The organism is Pseudomonas sp. MWU13-2100 (assembly GCF_023242365.1).
Classification (GTDB): Bacteria; Pseudomonadota; Gammaproteobacteria; order Pseudomonadales; family Pseudomonadaceae; genus Aquipseudomonas.
Map to the genome: position 1 here is coordinate 86,636 of NZ_JALLIX010000008.1, position 16,167 is coordinate 102,802.

A 16,167-nucleotide genomic window follows, 5' to 3' on the forward strand; every position below is an offset into this window, starting at 1 on the left:
CTGTCATGGAAAACGCGACTGCAGGTTTTTTTTGGGGGGGGCTTCGCACCCCCGCGCGGGCAAGCCCGCTCGCCACATGGGTGTGGTGTGTTCAGGAGACATGATGGGGTCAGAAACGCAAAAACCCGCTTTCGCGGGTTTTTGTGAGATTCCAGAGTGATGCTCTGAAACTTGAATTGGTGCCCAGAAGAAGACTCGAACTTCCACGACCTTGCGGTCACCAGCACCTGAAGCTGGCGTGTCTACCAATTTCACCATCTGGGCAGCATCAGCAGCGTTGCACGCCGTTGATGGACCGCACTATACGGAGAGGCTTTTGATCTGTAAACCCCTGTTTTTGCTTTTAATTAAATCTCGGCTGCGAGTTCGCCGTCCGTCAGGCTCCAGTGAGGGTGGGATGTGCTGAGCTCGGGAAATAGCAGGAGGCAGAAACGCAAAAACCCGCTTTCGCGGGTTTTTGTGAGATTTCAGAGTGATAATCTGAAACTTGAATTGGTGCCCAGAAGAAGACTCGAACTTCCACGACCTTGCGGTCACCAGCACCTGAAGCTGGCGTGTCTACCAATTTCACCATCTGGGCAGTATCGTCAACGTCTGCGTCGTCGATGGCGCGCACTATACGGAGGCGCCTTTTAACTGTAAACCCCTGTCATGAAAAAAACCAAAAAAAACGCTTCAAAGTGCATCGTCCGGCATTTTTCACGCTGACAAATGGGTTTTAAGGCCACCTATGTGCCTGAAATTTCCCGTTTCAATACGCGTATGCCAAACTAACCCGCATATAGACAAGGTGAAATTTATCTAATGGCCGATTGGCAGTCCCTCGATCCCGAGGCCGCTCGTGAAGCGGAAAAATACGAAAACCCCATTCCTAGCCGCGAGCTTATCCTGGCGCACCTGTCCGAGCGTGGATCGCCGGCCAGTCGCGAGGAGCTGGTGGAAGAGTTCGGCCTGACCACTGAGGATCAGCTTGAGGCTCTGCGCCGCCGCCTTCGTGCCATGGAGCGCGATGCGCAACTGATTTACACCCGTCGCGGCACCTATGCGCCGGTGGATAAGCTCGACCTGATCCTGGGCCGCATCGCCGGTCACCGTGACGGCTTCGGCTTCCTGATCCCGGACGACGGCAGCGACGACCTGTTCATGAGCCCGGCGCAAATGCGCCTGGTGTTCGATGGCGACCGTGCCCTGGCGCGGGTTTCCGGCCTGGACCGGCGCGGACGCCGTGAAGGCGTGATCGTCGAAGTGGTGTCCCGTGCTCACGAGAGCATCGTCGGGCGTTACTTCGAGGAGGGTGGTATCGGCTTCGTCGTGGCGGACAACCCGAAGATCCAGCAGGAAGTGCTGGTGACCCCGGGCCGCAATGCCGACGCCCGTGTCGGTCAGTTCGTCGAGGTGAAAATCACCCACTGGCCGACGCCGCGCTTCCAGCCCCAGGGCGATGTGATCGAAGTGGTCGGCAACTACATGGCGCCCGGCATGGAAATCGATGTCGCGCTGCGCACCTATGACATTCCCCACGTCTGGCCCGAGGCCGTGCTCAAGGAAGCGGCGAAGCTCAAGCCGGAAGTCGAGGACAAGGACAAGGAGAAGCGCGTCGACCTGCGCCATCTGCCGTTCGTCACCATTGACGGCGAAGACGCCCGCGACTTCGACGATGCGGTCTACTGCGAAGCCAAGCCCGGCAAGCTGCGCCTGTTCTCCGGCGGCTGGAAGTTGTACGTGGCGATTGCCGACGTGTCCAGCTATGTGAAGATCGGTTCGGCGCTGGATACCGAGGCTCAGGTCCGCGGCAACTCGGTGTACTTCCCCGAGCGCGTGGTGCCGATGCTGCCGGAGCAACTGTCCAACGGCCTGTGCTCGCTGAACCCGCATGTCGACCGCTTGGCGATGGTCTGCGAGATGACCATCAACAAAAGCGGGCAGATGACCGACTACGTGTTCTACGAAGCGGTGATCCACTCCCATGCGCGCCTGACCTACAACAAGGTCAGCGCGATCCTGGAGCAGCCGAAGACCACCGAAGCGAAGAAGCTGCGTGGCGAGTATTCGGAAGTGGTTCCGGATCTCAAGCAGCTCTACGCCCTGTACAAAGTATTGCTGGCGGCGCGGCATACCCGTGGCGCCATCGACTTCGAAACCCAGGAAACGCGGATCATCTTCGGTTCCGAGCGCAAGATCGCGGAAATCCGTCCGACCACCCGTAACGATGCACACAAGCTGATCGAGGAGTGCATGCTGGCGGCCAACGTGGCCACCGCCGAGTTCCTCAAGAAGCACGAGATTCCGGCGTTGTACCGGGTCCACGACGGCCCGCCGCCGGAGCGCCTGGAAAAACTCCGCGCCTTCCTCGGTGAGCTGGGCCTGTCCCTGCACAAGGGCAAGGACGGTCCGTCGCCGAAGGATTACCAGGCGTTGCTGGCCAGTATCCAGAGTCGCCCGGATTTCCACCTGATCCAGACCGTGATGCTGCGCTCCCTGAGCCAGGCGGTGTACAGCGCCGACAACCAGGGCCACTTCGGCCTGAATTACGAGGCCTACACCCACTTCACCTCGCCGATCCGCCGTTACCCGGACCTGCTGACGCACCGCGCGATTCGCAGCGTCATCCACTCCAAGCAGGACACGCCACACGTGCGTCGTGCCGGTGCGATGACCATTCCGAAAGCGCGGATCTATCCGTACGACGAAGCGGCTCTGGAGCAGTTGGGCGAGCAGTGCTCGATGAGCGAGCGGCGTGCCGATGAAGCCACCCGTGACGTGGTGAACTGGCTCAAGTGCGAGTTCATGAAGGATCGCGTGGGCGAGTCGTTCCCGGGCGTGGTGACCGCGGTGACCGGTTTCGGCCTGTTCGTCGAGCTGACCGATATCTACGTCGAAGGTCTGGTGCATGTCACCGCCTTGCCTGGCGATTACTACCATTTCGATCCGGTCCATCACCGCTTGGCGGGCGAGCGTACCGGTCGCAGCTTCCGCCTGGGTGACACGGTGGAAGTGAAAGTCATGCGCGTCGACCTCGACGAGCGCAAGATCGACTTCGAAATGGCCGAGAAAACCCTCAATGCGCCGATTGGTCGCAAGAAGCGTGGGGCTGAAACCAGCGCTCCTGCTCCAGCAGCTGTCGAGAAAGCCCCGGAGCCGGCCAGGGCCGGACGCCGTGGCGCGACCGCGAAAAAATCGGACGACGCCTATCGCCCCAGCGATGCGGCGGCGAAAAACGCCGAAGTGCGCAGAAGCCGTGAACTGAAGCAGGCGTTGCTGGCCGAAGCCAAGAACGGCGGTAAAGGCAAGACCGAGGGAAAGCCCGCGCGCGGGACTCCGCCGGAAAAGCCGAGCAAGCATCGTAAAGGCCCGCCAAAAGCGGGCGCTGGTCCCGCGAAAAGCGGCGGGGCGCGTAAACCCAAGGGCAAGTCATGAGTCAGTTGGAAAAAATCTACGGCGTACATGCCGTAGAGGCGTTGTTGCGTCATCACCCGAAACGCGTCAAGCAGATCTGGCTGGCCGAAGGCCGCAGTGATCCACGGGTCCAGGTGCTGCTGGCGCTGGCCGCGGAAAACCGCGTATCCGTCGGTCAGGCCGAGCGTCGTGAGATGGATGCCTGGGTCGAGGGCGTGCACCAGGGCGTGGTGGCGGATGTGAGTCCGAGCCAGGTCTGGGGTGAGGCGATGCTCGACGAGCTGCTCGATCGCACCGAAGGCGCGCCGTTGATCCTGGTGCTTGACGGCGTGACCGATCCGCACAACCTTGGCGCCTGCCTGCGCACTGCCGATGCGGCGGGTGCGTTGGCGGTGGTGGTGCCCAAGGACAAGTCGGCAACCTTGACCCCGGCGGTGCGCAAGGTGGCCTGCGGCGCGGCGGAAGTGATTCCGCTGGTGGCGGTGACGAACCTGACGCGGACCCTGGAAAAACTCCAGCAGCGCGGCCTGTGGGTTGTCGGTACGGCGGGCGAGGCGGAGCAGGAGTTGTACCAGCAGGACCTGACCGGCCCGACCATCCTGATCATGGGTGCCGAAGGCAAGGGCATGCGCCGCCTGACCCGCGAGCATTGCGACTACCTGGTGCGCCTGCCGATGGCCGGTAGCGTCAGCAGTCTCAACGTCTCCGTGGCGACTGGCGTGTGCCTGTTCGAGGCGCTGCGCCAGCGCAGTGTCAAGGCTGCCAGCAAAAAGGCCTGATCCGAGGTCTTGGCCGATGCCGGCTTGTTCGCAAGTTTCAAGCCGAGCGCGGTCTTGTGGCGAGCGGGCTTGCCCGCGCTGGGGTGCGAAGCACCCCTGAAACCAGCAAAACCGACCCGGTCAGACAGATTGCGGTAGCTGGCTTTGCGACTGCTGCGCAGCCGAACGCGGGCAAGCCCGCTCGCCACAAGGTTGCCGGCATCCACAGGGACGGAGGCGCGCATCGGCTGGTGGGGCTGTTCAAATAATCACCAATTGTCTTGCGCCCCTCGCCCCCCTTCTCTACAATTGCGCCCCTTGCCGTGATGGCTGGCGCATCTGTGCCTACTCCAGGCAAGACACACAAGTGTCATTCACTCCTTGTCTGACCGTTTTTGAGCGGCAGGCTACAACCCGTAAGGAGCATTCATGCGTCATTACGAAATCATCTTTTTGGTCCACCCGGATCAAAGCGAACAAGTCGGCGGCATGGTAGAGCGTTACACCAAGCTGATCGAAGAAGACGGCGGCAAAATCCACCGTCTGGAAGATTGGGGCCGTCGTCAACTGGCCTATGCAATCAACAATGTTCACAAGGCTCACTACGTGATGCTGAACGTTGAATGCACTGGCAAGGCCCTGGCCGAGCTGGAAGACAACTTCCGCTACAACGATGCTGTGATCCGTAACCTGGTCATCCGTCGCGACGAAGCCGTTACCGGCCAGTCCGAGATGCTCAAGGCTGAAGAAAACCGCAGTGAGCGCCGTGAGCGTCGCGACCGTCCTGAGCACTCCGACGCCGATGGCGTTGAGGGTGATGACAGCGACGCCAGCGATAACGCTGACGAGTAATCCACGGACCTTTTGAGGAGCCAATTACATGGCACGTTTCTTCCGTCGTCGTAAATTCTGCCGCTTCACCGCTGAAGACGTGAAAGAGATCGATTACAAAGATCTCAACACCCTGAAAGCCTACGTATCCGAAACCGGCAAAATCGTTCCAAGCCGTATCACCGGTACCAAAGCTCGTTATCAGCGTCAGCTGGCCACCGCTATCAAGCGCGCCCGCTTCCTGGCCCTGCTGGCCTACACCGACAGCCACGGCCGCTGAGACCGGGCAGTCGACACGCAGTAAAGGATTGAATGCATGCGCGCCTTAGCTGGATTCATCATGCGGGGACGTATGCAGGCCATGCTCGTCGTGGCCGGATCTGCGGCATTGCCGCTGTTGTTCTGGTTGAGTGCCGCCGCCGGGTGCCTTGTGCTCCTGCGGCGCGGTTCGGACGCCCTTGGCGTCATTGGTCTGGGTGTATTGTCGGTGCTGCTGTTCTGGCACTTCGATATCCAGAAAGACCCCACGGCCCTTCTGGTGCTGCTCGGGTCTTGCAGCCTGGCGCTGGTTTTACGCGCCGGCTATTCCTGGAACCGCGTGCTGCTGGTCAGCATGGCTGTAGGGTTGGTATGTGCGGTGAGTCTGGGGACGATTTTCAGTCCCTTCATCGAAGGGTTGGCGCAGACGTTTGAACAAGTCGTGCCGCTGGCCCTCGGTGAGGTCTACCACAAATTGTCGGTAGATCAGCGAGCGTTCCTCGCGTCACTGGCCGTGCCCCTGTTGATCACCTCGACGGCGATCTCGCTGCAGGTCTTTAGTGTGATGTGCCTGATTCTTGGGCGCTATTGGCAAGCGTTGTTGTACAACCCCGGTGGTTTCGGGCGCGAGTTTCGCGCGATCCGGATCCCCAGGAAGGTGGCGCTGTCGCTGCTGGCCGTCATGTTTGTCGCGCCGTTTATCGGCCTGCATGCATTGATTCTGTTGCCGCTGTGCAGTGTTCCGCTGGTCTTCGCCGGCCTGGCCCTGATTCACGGGCTGGTGGCGCAGAAGAAGCTGGCCAGTTTCTGGCTGGTGGGGTTGTACGTCACGCTCGTGCCATTCATGCACTTGCTCGGTCCGTTGCTCATGGTATTGGCCATTGTCGACAGCCTGATTGATTTTCGCGGACGCCTGGCGTCGAAAGATACCGATAACGGTTCCGCGAACGGTGAAGGTTAAAAGTTAAGAGGATTTCCACATGCAACTGATCCTTCTGGAAAAAATCGCCAACCTGGGCAACCTGGGCGATAAGGTAAACGTTAAGGCCGGTTACGGTCGTAACTACCTGCTGCCATTCGGCAAAGCCACCGCTGCGACCGCTGCCAACCTGGCTGCGTTCGAAGAGCGTCGTGCTGAGCTGGAAAAAGCCGCAGCAGACAAGAAAGCTTCGGCTGAATCGCGTGCCGCCCAACTGGCTGAGCTGGAAGTGACCATCACTGCCACCGCCGGTGACGAAGGCAAGCTGTTCGGTTCGATCGGCACCCACGACATCGCTGATGCCCTGACCGCCTCCGGCGTTGAAGTGGCAAAAAGCGAAGTACGTCTGCCGAACGGCACCATCCGCAACGTGGGTGAATTCGACGTGGCCGTGCACCTGCACGCCGAAGTCGAAGCAACCGTACGCGTTGTCGTGGTGGCTGCTTAAGCAGTACCCAATCGTCTGGCGACTTGTGCGCCAGACGGTTAACATCGGGCACGACTCTGTTCATTCAGGTCGTGCCCTTTGTTTTTTTGGCAACGTCCTTTTGCAAACCCCCTGATTCCAAGTGGCCATGAACGATATCTCCGCTCCCGAGCAATACGATCTGCAAACTGCCGCGCTGAAAGTACCGCCGCATTCCATCGAGGCCGAACAGGCCGTGCTCGGTGGTCTGATGCTGGACAACAACGCCTGGGAGCGCGTGCTCGATCAAGTCTCGGACGGCGACTTCTATCGACATGACCACCGCCTGATCTTCCGCGCCATCGCCAAGCTGGCCGATCAGAACATGCCGATCGACGTGGTGACCCTGGCCGAGCAGTTGGACAAGGAAGGGCAGACCTCGCAGGTCGGCGGCCTGGGCTATCTGACGGAACTGGCGAAGAACATCCCGTCGGTGGCCAACATCAAGGCCTATGCCGCGATCGTTCGCGAGCGGGCGACCCTGCGCCAGTTGATCGGCATCAGCACCGAAATCGCCGACACCGCGTTCAACCCGCAAGGGCGTACCGCAGCGGAGATTCTCGACGAGGCCGAGCGGCAGATCTTCCAGATCGCCGAAGCGCGACCCAAGACCGGCGGCCCGGTCAGCGTCAACGACCTGCTGACCAAGGCCATCGACCGGATCGATACGTTGTTCAATACCGACAACGCCATCACCGGCCTGTCCACCGGCTACACCGACCTCGACGAGAAGACCAGCGGCCTGCAACCGTCCGACCTGATCATCGTCGCCGGCCGTCCGTCGATGGGTAAGACCACCTTCGCCATGAACCTGGTGGAGAACGCGGTACTGCGCAGCGACAAGGCGGTGCTGGTGTACTCCCTGGAGATGCCCGGCGAATCGCTGATCATGCGTATGCTCTCCTCGCTCGGGCGGATCGACCAGACCAAGGTCCGCGCCGGTCGCCTGGAAGACGACGACTGGCCACGGTTGACCTCGGCGGTCAACCTGCTCAACGACCGCAAGCTGTTCATCGACGATACGGCCGGTATCAGCCCGTCGGAAATGCGCGCGCGGACCCGGCGTCTGGTGCGCGAGCACGGCGATATCGCCCTGATCATGATCGACTACCTGCAGTTGATGCAGATCCCCGGTTCCAGCGGCGACAACCGGACCAACGAGATTTCCGAGATTTCCCGGTCCCTCAAGGCCCTGGCCAAGGAATTCAACTGCCCGGTGGTGGCCCTGTCCCAGCTCAACCGCTCCCTGGAACAGCGCCCGAACAAGCGCCCGGTGAACTCCGACTTGCGCGAATCCGGCGCGATCGAGCAGGACGCCGACGTAATCATGTTCGTGTACCGGGATGAGGTCTATCACCCCGAGACCGAGCACAAGGGCATTGCCGAGATCATTATCGGCAAGCAGCGGAACGGTCCGATCGGCTTTATCCGCCTGGCCTTTATCGGCAAGTACACGCGTTTCGAGAACCTGGCGCCGGGTAGCTACAACTTCGACGACGACGAGTAACCGAACGTTTCGTCAGCCAGCCTTCAGGTTCACGGTGTCTCTTCAGGGGGGGTGAATATGGTACGCACTCCCGCTTCGGTATAACCATAGTTCCAGCGCAGTTCTTCATCGGCGGGAATAGCCCGGGTGGTAAAGAACGTATTCAGACAGAACGACTGAAGGCGACCTTTTCCGGTATCGACATCGACGGGAAACACCGCGCCTTCGACGTTGTAGCCGCTGACGGCTTGCCGGACCGGGAAGTCTTCCTCATATTCGAAAATGGAATTGATTCGCGAAATAATGTTGTCGCCCGACAGCATCAGGCGATCCCATTTCGGCCTGCCGGGTCGGGGGCCGGGCATAATCTCGATCACGAACGGATCCTTGCGGGCATTGCTGACGTGAAACGGAATGAAACCACCGCCATACACGCCGATGGCTTCCCCGGCTTTCAACGGCCTTCTGGCCACGACCATGGCTTGGCCGATCATGCTTTGCTCCTGGGGGAACTTGGCATCCTGCTCGGTGAACTCCCGCAGTAGCAGCTTCTCCTCGTACAGCTTGGCGATCTCCTCGTGGGCCTCCCATTTCAAATATGGCAGGATGTCCTTGGCTGGGTAGCGAACTCCAGAGTGGGTAACGTCACTCATGTGCTGGATCTTTTTGATCCGCAGCGGATTGCCCAGCAGGTCTCTCAGGGGATAGCGGCCATTATTGGCACGGTCATAGTCCCCCATTCTGTTGGGCGCGCGCTGGTAGGACTTGATGATTTTCATGCGCTGCAAGTCTTCGGCGGTGAAGGGGTCCGGACTGACATACTCATGTGCCGAGAGCATTTCGGATTCGCTTTCCACCAACTCGATCTTGCTTTGTCCCGGGCCCGGAGTTCCGCCTTTCAAGCCGATCTCAGTGTTGATTTCCCAGCGGCCGGCCTTTTGCCGCAGCACCGGGCGATAACAGCGGAAAGGATTGCGGGCGTCGATCAGTTTCCAGCCAAGATCTGAAGACTCGACTTGGTAATAGCGACCTTCCTCCTGGATGTAGTGGCGGGAAAAGGTATCCCGATAGAGCCCGTCGTTTATCGGGGTCAGGTCGCGCCGGGGTGTTTTCAACGCGAAGTGAGTATCCAGCGCGATACCCGGGCGGTAAGGCGTGGAGGGCGCATGCGTTGGGATCTGGCGTACGACCACTGGCGAAGTTGTCAACTGTGTGATCTTGCGGATCAGTACTTGCTTGAGGGCCATGTCTCGATCCGGGCCCATGACGCCCAGGTTGTCGAGTTCGGTGTCGGGCAGGGCTTGTCGGATGGCCGAGTAGAGATCGCTCGGCGCCAGGGTCTGCCGGCCGTCGGCAGCGTAGACCCGATAGCGAGAGCCTTCACGCAGCAGGCGTCTGATGGTCGTTGCGGCGGCGTTCCCGACGCTCCCCAGAGGGGGCTCGGCCAGCGAGTTTGCATACAGTTCCAGGCGAACGTCGCCGGACCAGCCAGGTAGCGCTTCAAGGGTGTGAAGCGCCAGTTGGTCCGAGGCCGGATTGAATGCCGTGGGTAGATAAAGACCTTCATAAAGTCGAGCGGTGTCCACATGCTGCATTGAAAGCTCGGCTTCGTCTTTCAGATAGGGCGGCAAATTTTTCTGCTTGAGGATTTGTTGTTCTTCGGCGGGAGCGATGGATTTCTCCAAGGCTTGCACATAGCTTTTGGGTAAGTTCGGCAGATCCTGCCGGATCTGTTCGCGCAGAGGACCTTCGACGTGTTCGCTGTTTCGATACAGCGCCTCGAAGTGTTGCGATGCGTTCGGCTCGGGGATCACCGAAGGGCTAGTGCTGCCGGTGTCGGGGGGGCTTCCCAGAAGGCGCTGACGCTGGATTTGCCGGTCGAGCCGGAAGCGTTTCAAGGTATCGAGCAATTGTGCCGGCGGTGCTTGGTTATCGAGATGAAGTTGAAGCAACAGCTTCGAATCGGTGGCGCTGGCGTGCAGGATCGGCGCCAGATCCTCGTGCTGGAGGCCTGATGCAATCGGCCCCAACCGTTTTAGCCGCTTCAAGTCATCCCAGTCTTGTGGTTTTTCATGTGCGGAACGCCAGGCCCCGGCGCCGTTTTGTAGCAAGGGGGGTGAATATGCCCGTGGGTCGGAGGGGTGTCGAAGGGACCACGCGCGGGGATCGCCAGTCGCACTCACCTCATAGAGTTGATCGTCGAGTGACAGGTAGTGCCTGTCCTGGTATTCGTACAGGCCCTGTTCATCGACGCTCAGCGCTTCGGGCAGTTCAAGGGTTTGGCGATAGGGCAGCAGGTCCGGCTTCCACAAAAAGGACGTACCGGTCGAGGGCTCGACGCGAATCAGCGAGTTGACGAACCGGCCTGTCTTGATGGCACCCACATTGGCTCCCATGAGCGCCACCTGCTCGGCGATGTCCATCAGGTCGTTGAGCGCTTCAACCTTCTCATCGCGTCTCCAGGCATCGAACCCCTGATACACCTCAGTGATCAGTTGTACCCCGCTGGAGACCAACAGGACCTCGCCGATCAGCGGTATGAACGACACTGCCAGGGCCAATGTGCTCAGGCCGGCCCTTTCGTATGCCTGCAGTAGGTGTTGACGGGCTTGGGTGTCGATATCCGATGTAGGGGGGGCCGCTTCCCGCCCATGACGTTCGATCTGTCGGACGCGCTGCTCGTGCAGGCTTTTGAATACGTTGCCTTTCACGGGGTGTAGCGTCAGCAAAAATGAATCAGGCGACGGAACCGCCGGCTTTGCTCTCCATTTTTGCCACAAGGCACGTTTGATAATCTGCTTGAGCGGTGTTTCATGATCACTGCTCGGAAGGAATCGCGAAAAGAACTGCGCATAGCTGTGTGACAGCAGTCTGATGCTTAACTCATCTTCGAAATCCTTGAGTGAGTCGTAGCGGGCCAAGGGATTGATCGGATCCTGCGGTATGTAGACGATGCAGGGATGCGTCCCATCTTCGGCGTCGAGTCCGATGACCAGCACCTCGCTGATGTCCAGGCCGAGGAATTTGAGCCGCGAGTAGGGGTGGGTGCCATACCTGACGACATGGCTGTGGCTCAGCGCATTGAGCAGGACCCGGTAGTCGGCTGTTGAGATGTCACCCTTGATCCCGGCCAGATGTATCGTCACGGCAAAGGCGTCTGTGTAAGCTTTTATCAGTACGTCCTGGGTGCTGCGCGCCTGCTCGGCATCCGCTTGCGCGGGGGGCTGGAGAATGGCGCGCAGGTGGGCCTGGTAAAGGCTGCCGAAGTCGAGGCTGCGGCAGACCAGGGCGAACTCTTCGGGTTTGATGTGGGTTCTGCTGCCTCGGGCTCTGGGCGCCGAGTAGATCCCCGAGCCCGCCCCGAAGGTGTCGGCGCTGGTGAGCGATTGGTCGAAGTTGCTCACGGCGGCGGATAAGAGCGTTTGCTCGGTGGTCTCGCCCTGAACCGATATCAATCCGAAGAAATAGCCGTTTTTGCGTACATGAACGAAGGTTGCCTGCTCGACATCCAGGGTGAGTCGGAAGTTGAAAACGATGGCCTGTTCCAGCAACGGCCTGATGAATTGCTCGGGAGATTGCAGTTTTGCCAGCACCTGCTGAACGTCGTGCCGGGAATGGCAACTGGCGATCAGGCTTTGGCGCAAGGCGCTGCGTTGTGCCTGGGGGGCATCGATCAGCCATGAGGGCAAATGATCCTTGATGAGCGTGAAATGAGTCAGGTCGTTTGGGGTTGCGGGAGGAGCTGTCGTCATGGTGGTCGCCTTGCTGGTTTTTTGAAGAACCAGCTAACGACAAGGCGGTTGTACGGCTGCACTAGATAGTTGTCGGCCGGCATGTGGGAGATTGGCCAGGGTAAAACCAACTGTTATCGTCGGACTTGATCAAAATTTGTGCTATATTCCGCGCCCGCGAATTTTCATCTCGACACCGGTCATCGCCATGCAAGCAGCCAAGCCGTTATTTGACTATCCCAAGTACTGGGCCGAATGTTTCGGGCCCGCGCCCTTCCTGCCCATGAGCCGGGAAGAGATGGATCAGCTTGGCTGGGATTCCTGCGACATCATCATCGTCACCGGTGATGCCTACGTTGACCATCCGTCCTTCGGCATGGCGATCATCGGCCGACTGCTGGAGTCCCAGGGCTTCCGCGTCGGGATCATTGCCCAGCCGAACTGGCAGTCCAAGGACGACTTCATGAAGCTCGGTGAGCCGAACCTGTTCTTCGGGGTCGCGGCCGGCAACATGGACTCGATGATCAACCGCTACACCGCCGACAAGAAAATCCGCTCCGACGACGCCTACACGCCGGGCGGTCTGGCCGGCAAGCGGCCGGATCGCGCCAGCCTGGTCTACAGCCAGCGCTGCAAGGAAGCCTACAAGCATGTGCCGATCGTGCTCGGCGGCATCGAGGCCTCGCTGCGCCGGATCGCCCACTACGACTACTGGCAGGACCGTGTGCGCAACTCGATCCTGATCGACGCCAGCGCTGACATCCTGCTCTACGGCAACGCCGAGCGGGCGATTGTCGAAGTCGCCCAGCGCCTGTCCTACGGGCACAAGATCGAGGACATCACCGATGTCCGCGGCACCGCCTTCATTCGCCGCGACACGCCGGCGGGCTGGTACGAAGTCGACTCCACGCGCATCGACCGGCCGGGCAAGGTCGACAAGATCATCAACCCCTACGTGAACACCCAGGACACCCAGGCCTGCGCCATCGAGCAGGAGAAGGGGCCGGTTGAAGATCCGCAGGAAGCCAAGGTCGTGCAGATCCTGGCCAGCCCGCGCATGACCCGCGACAAGACCGTGATCCGCCTACCGTCGGTGGAAAAGGTCCGTGGCGATGCGGTGCTGTATGCCCACGCCAACCGCGTATTGCACCTGGAAACCAACCCGGGCAACGCCCGTGCGCTGGTGCAGAAGCATGGTGATGTGGACGTCTGGTTCAACCCGCCGCCCATTCCGATGACAACCGAAGAAATGGACTACGTGTTCGGCATGCCTTATCAGCGCGTCCCGCACCCGGTGTACGGCAAGGAGAAGATCCCGGCTTACGAGATGATCCGTTTCTCGGTGAACATCATGCGCGGCTGCTTCGGCGGCTGTACCTTCTGCTCCATCACCGAGCACGAAGGGCGGATCATCCAGAACCGTTCCGAAGAGTCGATCATTCGCGAGATCGAAGAGATCCGCGACAAGGTGCCGGGCTTTACCGGGGTGATTTCCGACCTCGGCGGGCCGACCGCGAACATGTACCGCATCGCCTGCAAGAGCCCGGAAATCGAATCCGCGTGCCGCAAGCCGTCGTGCGTGTTCCCGGGTATCTGCCCGAACCTGAACACCGACCACTCGTCGCTGATCCAGCTCTATCGCAGTGCCCGTGCCTTGCCGGGGGTGAAGAAGATCCTGATCGCTTCCGGCCTGCGCTACGACCTCGCGGTCGAGTCGCCGGAGTACGTCAAGGAACTGGTGACCCACCACGTCGGCGGTTACCTGAAGATCGCCCCGGAGCATACCGAGGAAGGTCCGCTCAACCAGATGATGAAGCCGGGCATCGGCAGCTATGACAAGTTCAAGCGCATGTTCGAGAAGTACTCCAAGGAAGCCGGGAAAGAGCAGTACCTGATTCCGTACTTCATTGCCGCGCACCCGGGCACCACCGACGAAGACATGATGAACCTGGCGCTGTGGCTCAAGGGCAACGGTTTCCGCGCCGACCAGGTGCAGGCGTTCTACCCGTCGCCGATGGCCACCGCCACGGCCATGTACCACTCGGGCAAGAACCCGCTGCGCAAGGTCACCTACAAGAGCGACGCGGTGACCATCGTCAAGAGCGAGGAGCAGCGCCGCTTGCACAAGGCGTTCCTGCGCTACCACGATCCGAAGGGCTGGCCGATGCTGCGCGAGGCCTTGCAACGCATGGGCCGTGGCGACCTGATCGGGCCGGGCAAGGACCAGTTGATCCCGCTGCACCAGCCGGCGACCGACAGCTACCAGAGCGCGCGCCGGAAGAACTCGACACCGGCCGGCAGCCACAAAGTGGCGAAGGACACGACCACCAAGATCCTCACCCAGCACACCGGCCTGCCGCCGCGTGGCAGCGATGGTGGCAATGCCTGGGACAAGCGCGAACAGGCCAAGGCCGCCGCGTTTGCCCGTAACCAGCAGGCGGCCAAGGAGCGTGCCGACGCGGCCAAGGGCAAAGGCAAGAAGCCGACCCGCAAGCCGGTGGTGCCACGCTGATTACAGTCTGGACTGCCCAGGCTGATGCGCTTGGCTCAATGCCCGCCGGTTGAAAACGACCTCAAGCCGGACTGAGATTTGTGGCGAGCGGGCTTGCCCGCGCTGGGCTGCGAAGCGGCCCTGAAACCGGCGAGCCCGGTGTATCCGGGCGGCCGAGGATGCCGGTTTTGCGACTGCTGCGCAGCCGAGCGCGGCGATGCGGCGTTCCGACAAGCCATGCTCCCGCAAGGGATTGATTACCGCTTGAATGATGGCCTTTTGCGTTCTAGTGGGACCCCGAGTCCTTTGTTAAGGTGGCGCGATTCCCACGTCACCCGACGCAAGTCTTCTCAAGGATGAACACCCGTGAGCAACCCGCTCCCTGGCATCGGCATGGATTCCAGCCCCTCGCAATTTCTCGCTCGCCAACGTATCGAGAGCCAGATCAACTTGCCGCGACTCTTTGCGGCGATTGACGCTGACCCTGGCATCGTCGGGGCCGGGGTGGTCTATATCGATGCCGACTTCAATGTCGTGACCCTGCGCGAGTTCCAGCCGATCTGCAGCATCAAGCCCAAGCGCATCATCCTGCGCGAGGCGCAGAAGTACATTGCGCCGGTGCAGTTCGCCCAGCAGGTGCAGGACAACCCACGTGAGTCACGTCTGGTCGGAGAAGCGATCAATACCACCTTGTCCTGCACCGGAGCGGTATTGGGCTGGATTGTCGTGCTCAGTGGCTCGGTTGCGGTTCCCTTCAGTGCCGGGGCAAGTTCGGTGGTAGTGGTCCTGGGGTATACCGCTGCGGCTGCCAGTTCGGTGCAGTGTTTCGCCGGGAGCATCCGAACGGTGGCGGAAGTGGTCAATCCAGCGCTCAACGATAAGCTGGACAGTGAAGAATGGTACCAATACGCCTCGATCGGCCTGGACGCTGCCTCTCTGCTGGGTGTAGGAGCTTCGACCCTGACCACCATAAAACTGGTGAAGGTGGCCAAGGCCACGACCGGTAAAAGCCTGCGTGAAGTGCTGCGCGGACTGACGCGCCAGGAAAGGTCGAAATTGACCAAAGAGTTGCTCAGCATCAACGATCCGCGGCTGACACCGAAGATGCTCAAACTCAAGCAGTTGGCGGGAGAGTTGCCCAAGCGCTTCACCCCGACCCAGCTGAAACACGCCACGGTTACCCAGATCAAGGACTCCCTGAGCGCGTCGATTGGCCTGCTCGGCAGCAGTTTGTCGGGCAATGTCAAAACCATTGCCGTCGGTTTGTACGAAGAGCTGGAGGAGTGATGGACGACCTGAGTCTGCCGCGTTTTCTATCGCGTTATTTCCCGACCTTTATCGGCGGCATTTTCGCGGCCCTGTTTTCATTGGCCTGTGCTATTCCGTTGGTGGCAGCCTCCTATTTCGCCGGGGCCTCACTCGGCGAGCAAGCGACCTGGTCGGTACTGGGGGGCGCGGCGATCACCCTGGTCGTGGTGCACTGCAATTTCATGGTGGTGCGTGGCAGGCCGCAGTGGGTTTGGGGGCTGGTCGGGGTGCTGGTTGTATGCCTGTTGGGCGTATTGCCGACCATCGAGGATCATCCGCATAAAGTCATCTATGCACTGGCTGTGCTGTTTCCGCTACTGGGTCTGCTGTTGCTCAACAGCAAGCGCCACCGCGAGATGCGCAGCAAGCTCGTCGACATTCGCCACCAGCGCGAAGCCCTGAAAAATGCCCTGGAGACCCGGCGAAAAACCCGCCGATAACGGCGCTCGACCATTCGCCCCGT

The 16,167-nt window shown here is 60.4% G+C and carries 11 protein-coding genes and 2 tRNA genes; 10 read left to right on the forward strand and 3 right to left on the reverse strand.

The window, feature by feature from the left end; genetic code table 11:
- Nucleotides 1-177: 177 nt before the first annotated feature.
- Both M5B99_RS08165 and M5B99_RS08170 read right to left on the reverse strand, forming a co-directional pair.
- Nucleotides 178-264 (reverse strand) — tRNA-Leu (locus M5B99_RS08165).
- Nucleotides 265-493: 229 nt separating this feature from the next.
- A tRNA-Leu gene (locus M5B99_RS08170) sits at nt 494-580 on the reverse strand.
- A 224-nt stretch (nt 581-804) separates the two neighbouring features.
- Here M5B99_RS08170 and rnr point away from each other — a divergent pair.
- The 7 genes from rnr (at nt 805) to dnaB (ending at nt 8,195) form a co-directional block, all read left to right on the forward strand.
- The gene (rnr, locus tag M5B99_RS08175; protein ID WP_248803558.1) at nt 805-3,417 is read left to right on the forward strand and encodes a ribonuclease R; all 2,613 of its coding nucleotides are present in this window, start codon (nt 805-807) and stop codon (nt 3,415-3,417) included.
- Complete coding sequence (gene rlmB, locus M5B99_RS08180) at nt 3,414-4,175, forward strand: 23S rRNA (guanosine(2251)-2'-O)-methyltransferase RlmB (protein WP_248803559.1); 762 nt, start codon at nt 3,414-3,416, stop codon at nt 4,173-4,175. The genes rnr and rlmB overlap by 4 nt, the downstream gene beginning before the upstream one ends.
- A 408-nt stretch (nt 4,176-4,583) precedes the next feature.
- Nucleotides 4,584-5,006, forward strand: coding sequence for a 30S ribosomal protein S6 (rpsF, locus tag M5B99_RS08185; RefSeq protein WP_040063859.1), 423 nt, complete (start codon nt 4,584-4,586; stop codon nt 5,004-5,006).
- A 28-nt stretch (nt 5,007-5,034) separates the two neighbouring features.
- On the forward strand, nt 5,035-5,265 hold the full coding sequence (gene rpsR / locus M5B99_RS08190; RefSeq protein ID WP_002551829.1) for a 30S ribosomal protein S18: 231 nt from the start codon (nt 5,035-5,037) through the stop codon (nt 5,263-5,265).
- A gap of 36 nt (nt 5,266-5,301) precedes the next feature.
- Complete coding sequence (locus M5B99_RS08195; RefSeq protein ID WP_248803560.1) at nt 5,302-6,204, forward strand: hypothetical protein; 903 nt, start codon at nt 5,302-5,304, stop codon at nt 6,202-6,204.
- A gap of 19 nt (nt 6,205-6,223) precedes the next feature.
- A complete protein-coding gene (rplI, locus tag M5B99_RS08200; RefSeq protein WP_017125059.1) occupies nt 6,224-6,670 on the forward strand; it encodes a 50S ribosomal protein L9 in 447 nt (148 codons plus the stop codon).
- A 127-nt stretch (nt 6,671-6,797) separates the two neighbouring features.
- Complete coding sequence (dnaB, locus tag M5B99_RS08205; RefSeq protein ID WP_103495657.1) at nt 6,798-8,195, forward strand: replicative DNA helicase; 1,398 nt, start codon at nt 6,798-6,800, stop codon at nt 8,193-8,195.
- A 29-nt stretch (nt 8,196-8,224) separates the two neighbouring features.
- Here dnaB and M5B99_RS08210 read toward each other — a convergent pair whose 3' ends face one another.
- Nucleotides 8,225-11,926 (reverse strand): dermonecrotic toxin domain-containing protein, encoded by a 3,702-nt coding sequence (locus M5B99_RS08210; RefSeq protein ID WP_248803561.1) that lies wholly within the window; start codon nt 11,924-11,926, stop codon nt 8,225-8,227.
- A gap of 187 nt (nt 11,927-12,113) precedes the next feature.
- Between M5B99_RS08210 and M5B99_RS08215 the strand changes: the two genes are divergently transcribed.
- The 3 genes from M5B99_RS08215 (at nt 12,114) to M5B99_RS08225 (ending at nt 16,144) form a co-directional block, all read left to right on the forward strand.
- Entirely contained in the window at nt 12,114-14,417 is a 2,304-nt protein-coding gene (locus M5B99_RS08215; RefSeq protein WP_248803562.1) for a YgiQ family radical SAM protein, read from the forward strand.
- Between the two features lie 345 nt (nt 14,418-14,762).
- On the forward strand, nt 14,763-15,683 hold the full coding sequence (locus tag M5B99_RS08220) for an NAD synthetase (RefSeq protein ID WP_248803563.1): 921 nt from the start codon (nt 14,763-14,765) through the stop codon (nt 15,681-15,683).
- Nucleotides 15,683-16,144, forward strand: coding sequence for a hypothetical protein (locus M5B99_RS08225; protein WP_248803564.1), 462 nt, complete (start codon nt 15,683-15,685; stop codon nt 16,142-16,144). Before M5B99_RS08220 ends, M5B99_RS08225 begins: the two co-directional genes overlap by 1 nt.
- Nucleotides 16,145-16,167: the final 23 nt, after the last annotated feature.

Bases quoted from the DNA above. Each gene is read 5' to 3' on its own strand.
- rnr (WP_248803558.1), top strand. From the start codon at position 805: ATGGCCGATTGGCAGTCCCTCGATCCCGAGGCCGCTCGTGAAGCGGAA.
- rlmB (WP_248803559.1), top strand. From the start codon at position 3,414: ATGAGTCAGTTGGAAAAAATCTACGGCGTACATGCCGTAGAGGCGTTG.
- rpsF (WP_040063859.1), top strand. From the start codon at position 4,584: ATGCGTCATTACGAAATCATCTTTTTGGTCCACCCGGATCAAAGCGAA.
- rpsR (WP_002551829.1), top strand. From the start codon at position 5,035: ATGGCACGTTTCTTCCGTCGTCGTAAATTCTGCCGCTTCACCGCTGAA.
- M5B99_RS08195 (WP_248803560.1), top strand. From the start codon at position 5,302: ATGCGCGCCTTAGCTGGATTCATCATGCGGGGACGTATGCAGGCCATG.
- rplI (WP_017125059.1), top strand. From the start codon at position 6,224: ATGCAACTGATCCTTCTGGAAAAAATCGCCAACCTGGGCAACCTGGGC.
- dnaB (WP_103495657.1), top strand. From the start codon at position 6,798: ATGAACGATATCTCCGCTCCCGAGCAATACGATCTGCAAACTGCCGCG.
- M5B99_RS08210 (WP_248803561.1), bottom strand. From the start codon at position 11,926: ATGACGACAGCTCCTCCCGCAACCCCAAACGACCTGACTCATTTCACG.
- M5B99_RS08215 (WP_248803562.1), top strand. From the start codon at position 12,114: ATGCAAGCAGCCAAGCCGTTATTTGACTATCCCAAGTACTGGGCCGAA.
- M5B99_RS08225 (WP_248803564.1), top strand. From the start codon at position 15,683: ATGGACGACCTGAGTCTGCCGCGTTTTCTATCGCGTTATTTCCCGACC.